Source organism: Arcobacter sp. LA11 (genome assembly GCF_001895145.1).
Classification (GTDB): Bacteria; Campylobacterota; Campylobacteria; order Campylobacterales; family Arcobacteraceae; genus Halarcobacter.
Genome location: NZ_BDIR01000003.1, coordinates 222,117 through 231,419, shown reverse-complemented (window position 1 = coordinate 231,419; position 9,303 = coordinate 222,117). Strand labels below are relative to the sequence as shown.

Annotated in this window: 12 protein-coding genes; 9 read left to right on the top strand and 3 right to left on the bottom strand. The window is 26.3% G+C overall.

Annotated features, from left to right (window positions below):
- From BT997_RS04895 to BT997_RS04870, 6 genes are all read left to right on the top strand, one after another.
- The coding region (locus BT997_RS04895; protein ID WP_072680326.1) for a serine hydroxymethyltransferase at positions 1-888 on the top strand (888 nt) is incomplete at its 5' end.
- A 99-nt stretch (positions 889-987) separates the two neighbouring features.
- Complete coding sequence (locus BT997_RS04890) at positions 988-1,836, top strand: bifunctional transcriptional activator/DNA repair enzyme AdaA (RefSeq protein WP_072680325.1); 849 nt, start codon at positions 988-990, stop codon at positions 1,834-1,836.
- A gap of 43 nt (positions 1,837-1,879) precedes the next feature.
- Positions 1,880-2,515, top strand: coding sequence for a LysE family translocator (locus BT997_RS04885; RefSeq protein WP_072680324.1), 636 nt, complete (start codon positions 1,880-1,882; stop codon positions 2,513-2,515).
- A 77-nt stretch (positions 2,516-2,592) separates the two neighbouring features.
- The gene (locus BT997_RS04880) at positions 2,593-3,822 is read left to right on the top strand and encodes a DUF711 family protein (RefSeq protein WP_072680323.1); all 1,230 of its coding nucleotides are present in this window, start codon (positions 2,593-2,595) and stop codon (positions 3,820-3,822) included.
- A 76-nt stretch (positions 3,823-3,898) separates the two neighbouring features.
- Positions 3,899-4,540, top strand: coding sequence for a thioredoxin domain-containing protein (locus BT997_RS04875; protein WP_072680322.1), 642 nt, complete (start codon positions 3,899-3,901; stop codon positions 4,538-4,540).
- A gap of 185 nt (positions 4,541-4,725) precedes the next feature.
- Positions 4,726-4,944: a VF530 family DNA-binding protein gene (locus BT997_RS04870; RefSeq protein WP_072680321.1), complete on the top strand. Its 219-nt coding sequence runs from the start codon at positions 4,726-4,728 to the stop codon at positions 4,942-4,944.
- Positions 4,945-4,952: 8 nt separating this feature from the next.
- Here the strand turns inward: BT997_RS04870 and BT997_RS04865 are convergent, their stop codons facing one another.
- Genes BT997_RS04865 through BT997_RS04855 form a run of 3 tightly spaced genes read right to left on the bottom strand, consistent with a single transcriptional unit; the run spans position 4,953 to position 7,972 of the window.
- Entirely contained in the window at positions 4,953-6,572 is a 1,620-nt protein-coding gene (locus tag BT997_RS04865; RefSeq protein ID WP_072680320.1) for a UvrD-helicase domain-containing protein, read from the bottom strand.
- A 46-nt stretch (positions 6,573-6,618) separates the two neighbouring features.
- A complete protein-coding gene (locus tag BT997_RS04860; RefSeq protein ID WP_072680319.1) occupies positions 6,619-7,500 on the bottom strand; it encodes a DMT family transporter in 882 nt (293 codons plus the stop codon).
- A 25-nt stretch (positions 7,501-7,525) separates the two neighbouring features.
- Entirely contained in the window at positions 7,526-7,972 is a 447-nt protein-coding gene (locus tag BT997_RS04855; RefSeq protein WP_072680318.1) for a hypothetical protein, read from the bottom strand.
- 92 nt (positions 7,973-8,064) lie between these two features.
- Between BT997_RS04855 and BT997_RS04850 the strand changes: the two genes are divergently transcribed.
- The 3 genes from BT997_RS04850 to BT997_RS04840 all read left to right on the top strand — a co-directional run bounded on the left by BT997_RS04850 (position 8,065) and on the right by BT997_RS04840 (position 9,183).
- Positions 8,065-8,391, top strand: a complete 327-nt coding sequence (locus tag BT997_RS04850) for a DUF6172 family protein (protein WP_072680317.1) — start codon at positions 8,065-8,067, stop codon at positions 8,389-8,391.
- Between the two features lie 7 nt (positions 8,392-8,398).
- Positions 8,399-8,752: a RidA family protein gene (locus BT997_RS04845; protein WP_072680316.1), complete on the top strand. Its 354-nt coding sequence runs from the start codon at positions 8,399-8,401 to the stop codon at positions 8,750-8,752.
- A gap of 80 nt (positions 8,753-8,832) precedes the next feature.
- Entirely contained in the window at positions 8,833-9,183 is a 351-nt protein-coding gene (locus BT997_RS04840; RefSeq protein ID WP_072680315.1) for a hypothetical protein, read from the top strand.
- Positions 9,184-9,303 lie beyond the last annotated feature (120 nt).

Below are 9,303 nucleotides of genomic sequence, written 5' to 3'. Positions count from 1 at the left end.
GGACACCTTACTCATGGTTCTAAACCTTCTTTCTCTGGTAAAAATTACTCTGCCTTCTACTATGGTGTAGAATTAGATGGAAGAATAAACTATGATAGAGTACTTGATATTGCTAAAATAGTTCAACCAAAAATAATTGTTTGTGGAGCTTCTGCATACGCAAGAGAAATTGATTTTAAAAGATTTAAAGAAATTGCTGATGAAGTAGGAGCTATTTTATTTGCAGATATCGCTCATATAGCTGGACTAGTTGCAGCTGGTGAACATATGTCTCCTTTCCCTTATGCAGATGTAGTAACAACAACTACTCATAAAACATTAAGAGGACCAAGAGGTGGTATGATAATGACAAATGATGAAGATATAGCTAAGAAAATAAACTCAGCAATCTTCCCAGGACTACAAGGTGGACCATTAGTTCATGTAATGGCAGCAAAAGCAGTAGCATTTAAAGAAATACTAGACCCATCTTGGAAAGAGTACGCAAAACAAGTAAAAGCAAATGCAAAAGTACTTGCAGAAGTACTAATGAGAAGAGGATATGATATAGTTTCAGATGGAACAGATAATCACCTAGTATTAGTATCATTCTTAAATAAAGAGTTCTCAGGTAAAGATGCAGATGCAGCATTAGGTAATGCAGGAATTACAGTAAATAAAAATACAGTACCAGGTGAGACAAGATCTCCATTTGTTACTTCAGGAATAAGAGTAGGAAGCCCAGCTCTAACTGCAAGAGGAATGAAAGAGAAAGAGTTTGAGATTATTGCAAACAAAATGTGTGATGTATTAGATGATATTGAAAATACTCAATTACAATCTTCTATTAAAGAAGAGTTAAAAGCTTTAGCTCGTAATTTTGTTATTTACAATCATTCGACTTATTAGGATGATTTAATAAGTAAATATTAATAAGTTAAAAGTTTAAGTGGTATACAATGCCACTTAGATTTTAAAATGAATTTTACCTTTTCATTAGGATATTTTATGAATGATAACTTACAAATAGAAAATGAAAACTATAAAAAAATAGAAAAAGTCATAAAATATATTGACGAAAATTTTAAAGAACAGCCTACGGTTGATACTATTGCTGAATATATTGGTATGAGTAAGTATCATTTCATAAGAGTATTTAAAGAGTATGTAGGTGTAACACCTATTCAATTTCTCCAATCAATTACATTAAATTATGCAAAAGAGCATTTAAAGGAATCAAAATCTATTTTAGATAGTTCTTTAGATATTGGATTATCTAGTTCAAGTAGACTTCATGATTTATTTGTAAATATTATTGGTGTAACTCCAAAAGAGTATAAAGAACTAGGTAAGAATGTAGAAATAACCTATGGTTATGGTGCTACTCCCTTTGGTATGGCTTTAATAGGTTTTACAAAAAGAGGAGTTAGTTATCTAGGATTTGTAGATAGTACTGATGAAAATAAAGAAGCACTTTTTAATAGATTTAAAGAAATTTGGGCAAAAGCAAATTTAATAGAAGATAATATTAAAGCTCAAGAATATTTAAATAAGATTTTTATTGATAAAGAGAAGTTTGATCTATTTGTAAAAGGAACAAACTTTCAAATAAATATATGGAAAGCTTTATTAAATATTCCTAATGGTTCAATAACTACATATCAAGATATTGCAAATAAAATCAATAAACCAAAAGCTGTGAGGGCAGTTGCCTCTGCAATTGGTTCAAATCATATTGGATACTTAATCCCTTGTCATAGAGTTTTAGCAAAATCAGGAGCTATGAGTGGTTATAGATGGGGCATAGAACGAAAGAAGATTTTAGTTGCTTATGAGGCAATTAAGAATAAAGAATAAGCCAAATTATTTTTTAATAAAATAAATATACAAGGATACTTAGATGAATACAGATATAATATTAGTATATTCTCTAGTTGCATTTTTTTATATTATTAGTCCTGGTCCTGCAATTTTTTTAGCTTTAACTAATGGTATTTTATACGATATGAAAATGGTAATGACCTCTTCTTTTGGAAATATATTGGGACTTTTTATATTATCAGCTATTTCAATTTCAGGGTTAGGTGTTATTTTAGTAACTTCATCAACTTTATTTATGATTGTAAAAGTCGTTGGAGCGGTTTATTTAATATATTTAGGGATAAAACAATTTCGAAGTGCTTCTTCTTTAAAACTTAATAAGAAAGAGAAGAAAAAATATCAAAAAAGTTTAAAAAAAGGATTTTTTGAATCTTTTTTTCTAGCAGTAACAAATCCTAAACCAATAATTTTTTTTATTGCACTTTTTCCACAATTTTTAAGTTTAGAAAATGATTTAATACCTCAGTTTTTTATAATGACCGGTATCTTTATGTTTTTTTCATTTATAAGTTTATGTATTTATGGATTTATTGCAAAATCAACTAAAGAGTGGTTTAAAAAAGAAAATACAATGATCTGGTTCCATAGAGTTACAGGAGGACTTTTTATAGGATTAGGTTTTTCTTTATTTAAATTAAAAAATATCCAAAACTAATAATTTATAGCAATATTTGGCTTGTTAAAACCAAATAGCTCTAGTATAATTCATATAAATTTGTAAAAAGGATTAATATGAATTACACTAATAAAAACCTATGTAAAATAAGAACAATTACAACTTTTTTAACACTTACAAAAGATAAATCAAAATGGAAAGAAGAGATATTAAAAGCTTGTACCTTTTGTAATGAATTAACTCAAAAATTTAATAAAAATGATTATGAAGTACAATCAATAAGAATAGTAACCAATGCTTTTGGAGAGTATTTAAATACTTCTTCTTTAAAAAAAGCAAAAGGTGACTTAAAAATATTAAGTAATCTTCTAAACTCTTTTGCAGGTGATAATTTAAGAATTAGATTTGCAATTGGAGAAGCTAAGACTTTAAATGAAATAGAATTAGTTCCTGAGCTAATAAAAGATTTTGGCGATCTTTGTAATATATGTGTAAATGTTCCTATTGATGAATACAATATCTTAGATAATGAACTTATCACACACTGTTCTAATGTAGTTCGAAAAATATCTCAAATCACACCAAGAGGAGAGGGTAATTTTAATTTTACTGTAAATTTTAATTGTAAACCATATATTCCTTATTTCCCAGCTTCGTACCATGATAGTAATTTAGAGAACTCTTATGTAGTTGGTTTTGAGACACCAGATTTGTTAATTCATGTTCTTAAAGAATTTAATAAAAACAAAAATATTACTAATCATCAGGAATTATTCAATAATTATTATGAAATAATGAGTAAAGCATTACAATATCATGTTGATAATGTAAAAGAGATTCTATGTTCATATAAAAATAATGATTTCAAGTTTATAGGAATAGATAGTTCTGCTGCACCTTCTAAAAACTGTTCTTCTATGGTTAGTGTATATGAACAATTAGGAGTTCCTTATTTTGGAGCAAGTGGTAGTGTTGAGGCTTCTTCTTTATTGACAAAAGTATTTAAAGGTGTAAAAAATATGCCTTTAGTTGGCTTCTCTGGTCTTATGTTAGCAGTTATTGAAGATTTAGGATTGTCTCAAGGAACGGTAGATAAAAACTATGATATAAGGTCTTTATTAACTTATAGTTCTGTTTGTGGAATTGGTTTAGATACTGTTCCTATTGCAGGAGATACATCTATAGATAAAATATCTGCTCTTATGAGAGATACTGGAACAATGGCTTTTAGGTTAAATAAGCCACTTACAGTTAGACTTTTCCCTTATCCTGATAAAAAAGCAGGTGAATTAACTGAATATGAAAGTGATGATTTATGTAACTGTGTAATTCTAGATGTTCCATAGTACAAATACTTCTCTCCATACTAACTACACATTTATTATGATAGAATATTTGCCTTAAAAAACTGGAGTTTATAATATGCAAAATAAAAAAGTTGTTTTGATTTCGATTGTTGTATTAATTGCAATATTTTTAGGTGGAGGGTATGCTTATAAAAATGCTCAATTAGAAAAGTCAATAGCTATGTCAAAAGAGGAAGCTCTCTTGTTCCAAAGACCTCATTCTGTTGTTGTTGGAAATGAAAATGCAAAAGTTCAATTGGTTGAATTTTTTGATCCAGCTTGTGAAACATGTGCTCAATTTCATCCTTATGTAAAAGATTTATTAAAGAAAAATGATGGAAAAGTAAAATTAGTTTTAAGATATGCACCATTTCATCAAGGTTCAAACTATGCTGTAAAGATGTTAGAAGGAGCAAAAGAGCAAGGTAAGTTTATGGAAACTTTAGAATTTATGTTTGCTACTCAAAGATATTGGATTGAACATCATGTAGTAAATCCTAGAACTTTATGGAATATGTTACCTAAAGTAGAGGGTTTAGATATGGAAAAATTAGGTAAGTTTATGAATGACCCTAAAGCAGATGCTATTATAAAACAAGATTTAGAAGATGCCCAAAAACTAGGTGTTACAAAAACTCCAGGTTATATTGTAAATGGAAAACCATTACAAACATTTGGTCTTAAAAATTTAATTGAGCTAGTTAATTCTGAATTATAAAATTTTAATGAAAGTGTGATTTATTTAATATCACACTTTCCAAATCTACATTTTAAAAATCTAATTACAAGATAGATAAAATAAACTACAATTAATACTTCAAATACTTTATATATAATTTCCACTTAATACTCTTTTTTAGATATAATTTTTTCTAAATAATTATACAAGGAAATATTAAATTAATGCATAAAGAACAATCAAATAATCCTCTCCATGGAATGACTTTAGAAAAAATCTTAAATAGTTTAGTTGATAATTATGGTTGGGAAGAATTAGGAAGACGTATAAATATTAGATGCTTTAATTATGACCCTTCAATTAAATCAAGTCTTAAATTTTTAAGAAAAACACCTTGGGCTAGAGCAAAAGTAGAAAAACTTTTTTTAGAAAGATTAGATTAATCTAAATATTAAAATATTGCTTTTTTTATTCTATTCTTTTTCAACCACTCTTCTTGTAAGTTTTTCATTTGTTTATTAGAGCTTTTTTTCTTATATTTATATGATATTGTTTCAGTGTTATTATCTGCTTTATATTTATAATCTAAATGCATAGAAGACATGTCAATAGCTTTTTTAGCTCTAGTTGCTGCCACATAATAGATATTTAATTCTTCAATTATTTGAGTAAAAGACATTTTGTTTTTTTTATTTGTAATCTCTTTTTTTGAAATAAAATCATTTGCCATTATAACTTGGTCATATTCTAAACCTTTTGACTTATGTGTCGTTGTAAATATAATATCTGCTTCATCTTTTTTTGTAGTAAGTTTTTCTTTTATTTTTTTATTTATTTCAAATATATTATCACCGTAAGTATTTATAAATTTAATTACATTTAAAAAGTCTTGATTTTTTGTTTCTTTTGAAAATTGTTCAAGTTCATATATTGATTCAAACTCCTTTATTTCATTCATTGTTATCTTATTGAATTTTTTTTCTTTTAAATAAAAAATAGAGTAAACAGTTTGATTCATAAATGAATAAGAGCCATAACCACCTTCAAAATAGATTTTTTTGTTATCATGTATTAAATGTACAATTTCTTGAATCAATCCAAAAGTTGACCTCGCAATTACACAAAATTGTTTATCCAAATCTATGGAGTTTCTACCAATTTTAGTTTCATTGTCAGTACCTGATATTTTTAAAAGTTTATTTGTATTTATTTTATATAACTCATTTAGACTATCTTGTAAAACTTTTGCATAAGTATTAGCAAATCTAAAACTTTTTGATAGCTTATATTCTGGTAAGTCTATCTTAGATAAAGCATTTGTTGCATATCTAAATGAATAAATCTGTTGAAATGAATCACCAATATAAATACGTCTACAGTTTTGTGACTCAACTATACCAATCATAACATCTGAAATATCTTGGGCTTCATCTACAAGTATTAAATCATAGTTTAAACTTCTACAAGTTTTTTTATTTAGATAAAACATTTTTAAATAAAAATCATGAATTACATCTATTTTTTTGTTTTTCATAGAAGAGAGAATATATTTTAAATGATTTAATACTCTTAATGGATCTTTTTCTAAAAGTTTAATGGTATTTGGTCCTAAATCACATTGCGATTTATATTTTTCTAATAGGATATCATCTAAGGAAATTAGGGAAGAATTACAGTAAAAGTTTACTAAATCTTTTATAAGTGCAATATATTCTGCTATTGGAAAATAGTTTGTTCTTTGATTTTCATTTCTTTCATAATCACATAAACAAGTTTCTATAACTTGTATTTTTAAATCATTACACAAGTTATATTGAAAGGCTTCTGTTTTACTATATGCAAGTGCATGAATTGTACTTATTTTCATATGTGAGAGATTGTATTCTTTCAATTTCTCTTGAATAGATATTTGTAAAGATTTATTATATGCTAGGTATAAAATTTTAAGATGAGTATTGTTTTTTGCATATTCTAAGAGTGTAGTAGTTTTGCCACTACCTGCTACAGCATTTATTTTAAATGATTCTTCTTTTGCATTAATAATATCTATTTGTTCTTTAGTCAAATTCATGGGCGGAATTTTAGCTTAAAATATTTAAACTAAGGAAAAAGAAATATTACTTTTCAAGTTTTTTGATAAATAATCCTAGTAAAACTAAAAACAAGGCTATCCAAGCTGTTTGTTTTGGTAAGTCATCAAAGAATAACCATGCCCAAACAATTGCAAAAATTGGAATTAAATATGCAACTTGTGACATAAACTGTACACCAACTTTTTGAACCATTCTTACTCTAATAAGTGATGCAATAGCAGTTGGAAATACTGCTAGATAAATTATTGGTAAAAAGTAATAGTTTGATATCTGTAAGTTAGATAAAGGTGCTAAAAGTATAAAAGGAAGTAATGAAATACTTGAAACAATTAACATACTTGTAGAGCATACAAGAATTGGTATATGGGAGACTCTTCTAAGTAATAAACCTGAACTTATATAACCCATTGTTGCACAAAGCATAGCAAGTTTACCATAAAGACTGTCATGCTTTTGATTTAAAAAGTCATCACCTAATAATATAAAAACACCAAAAAAACCTAATATAACACCTATAAGTTTCAAAAAAGTGAATTTTTCATCGTGTGTTATAAAATGAGATAGAATTAAAGTTATAAAAGGGCCAACTGCTAACATGATTGATGCAGTACTAGGGCTTATATATTGTTGTCCCCATGAAATTAAATAAAAAGGTATAGAGTTATTTAGAATTCCTACAAAAAATAGTATAGTTAAAGTTCTAATATCTTTTGGAAAAGATAGTTTTTTTAATAAAACAAAAAATAACAAAAATGCACCTGCAAAAGTAACTCTTCCAAATGCTATAGTCAATGGGTCATATTGATTTAAGGCATATACCATGGCAATAAAAGAACTACCCCAAATTGCAGATAGTAGTATAAGTCCAAAAAAATCAATAAATGTGGGTTTTTTTATAGTTTCCAATGTTTTATAAAATGTAACTTTTAGGTTAAAATCTTAAACTATTAAAATCTTCATACTCATCAACTTCATAATGATATGCTTTTTCTATAGCAATAATATGTGATTTAAATTCTTTATTTGTAATATTGTCTTCAATATCACCATTGTCATATAATTTTATTTCATTGTTTTTAAAGTTTATAGATACATAGTCATTTGATTCATCATCTTCATACTTAAAGTGTGCACCATCAATTTTATTACTAACAATATCAACTCTATGTTCACCTACAATGAGTTTATATGGATTAATTATATGACTTTTAATATCATCCAAAGATGTTCTATTTTCAAAATCTGCAACACAATATATACTATCACATAATTCATCTTTATCAATTTTATAAATTATTCCATCGTCATCAACTGCAATTGTATCTGATAGTCTGAATACATCAATATTATCTAATGTTTCTCCAATTTTTTCAAGCATATATATCCTTTTTTTGATAAAAAGAATTATACATAAGAAAAACTTCATGTTTTCTACATTAAATTTGTGTATAATCCAAAAAAAGGAAAATAATGAAGAAAACTTTTAAATTAAATGAAGAAAATAAAAATCCAGATAGATTATTAGAAGCAATAAAATATGAGATTAGAAAATATATAAAAAGAGAAAAAAGAAAGCCTTTACCTGAAGATGTTGATTTTTGGGATTTGAAATGTAAATTTGCGAAAAATGATGAGAAACCAGAAATTATTGATTTTGTTGATATTACAAAATGTATTAATGAAGCATCAAATGAAAAATGTGATAGTTTTTATATGGAAATAATTTCCCAAAAAGGTTATCGAGTTAAAGATGTTATTAAAAAAGATGAACTAGAAATAGATTCTGAAGAAAGGTAGAAGTATTATGATTGTAAGAAAACAAGTAAATGAGAGAATGAGTAGAATTGTTGAACATAATAATACCATTTATCTTGCTGGAATTGTATCTGATGATAAAACTTTAGATATAAAAGGACAAGCTAAAAGAGTATTTGAAATTGCAGAAACTAGACTTGAAGAAGCAGGTTCAAATAAGCATAATATACTAAGAGCAGAGATTTTTGTAAAAGACATCTATAGAGACTTTTCAGATTTTAATGAAATTTGGGATAGCTGGGTTTCAAAAGAAAACCCGCCTGCACGTGCCTGTGTGGAAGCAAATATGGCAAGTGAAGGAACACTTGTTGAGATAATTTTTACAGCTGCTAAAATAGATTAAAAATAAAAAACTAATTTAAAATCTAATTTTCCTTTTTATTTTTATAGATATACTTCATTTATAAAACAAAAAGGAATTAGATGAAGATATTATTGCCAATTTTTTTATTTGTAAGTATTATATTTGCAGATGAAGGATTTGAAATAGACTCTGAGTATATATGTTTTAATACCCATACTATGAAACAAGGTCAAAAGTACACAGTAAAAAAAGAGGATTCTGTAAATAGTCCTTTTGTTTTTGCTCTTAAAGAAAATCAATTAATAACAGAGAACAAAGTTATATTTGATTTTAAAATGCAAAAAGAAGATATGGCTTCTTATTCAAATGATGGATATATGTTATTATTACTTAAAAATAAAGAATTAGGACTTGTACCTAAAAAGGCTAGAGGTCAAGTTCAATATTACTTTCAATGTAAATTAAAATAGTAAGATATAACATCTTACTATTTTTAATACTCTTACATCTTTTATGAATTTATCTATAATTCTAAATGAAAATTCTATATTTTATTTATTTTGAAATAAAATGTAAAAAAATTATAACAA

Coding starts and splice junctions, on each gene's coding strand:
- BT997_RS04845 (WP_072680316.1), top strand. CDS start 8,399: ATGATTGTAAGAAAACAAGTAAATGAGAGAATGAGTAGAATTGTTGAA.
- BT997_RS04855 (WP_072680318.1), bottom strand. CDS start 7,972: ATGCTTGAAAAAATTGGAGAAACATTAGATAATATTGATGTATTCAGA.
- BT997_RS04885 (WP_072680324.1), top strand. CDS start 1,880: ATGAATACAGATATAATATTAGTATATTCTCTAGTTGCATTTTTTTAT.
- BT997_RS04890 (WP_072680325.1), top strand. CDS start 988: ATGAATGATAACTTACAAATAGAAAATGAAAACTATAAAAAAATAGAA.
- BT997_RS04875 (WP_072680322.1), top strand. CDS start 3,899: ATGCAAAATAAAAAAGTTGTTTTGATTTCGATTGTTGTATTAATTGCA.
- BT997_RS04870 (WP_072680321.1), top strand. CDS start 4,726: ATGCATAAAGAACAATCAAATAATCCTCTCCATGGAATGACTTTAGAA.
- BT997_RS04880 (WP_072680323.1), top strand. CDS start 2,593: ATGAATTACACTAATAAAAACCTATGTAAAATAAGAACAATTACAACT.
- BT997_RS04850 (WP_072680317.1), top strand. CDS start 8,065: ATGAAGAAAACTTTTAAATTAAATGAAGAAAATAAAAATCCAGATAGA.
- BT997_RS04865 (WP_072680320.1), bottom strand. CDS start 6,572: ATGAATTTGACTAAAGAACAAATAGATATTATTAATGCAAAAGAAGAA.
- BT997_RS04840 (WP_072680315.1), top strand. CDS start 8,833: ATGAAGATATTATTGCCAATTTTTTTATTTGTAAGTATTATATTTGCA.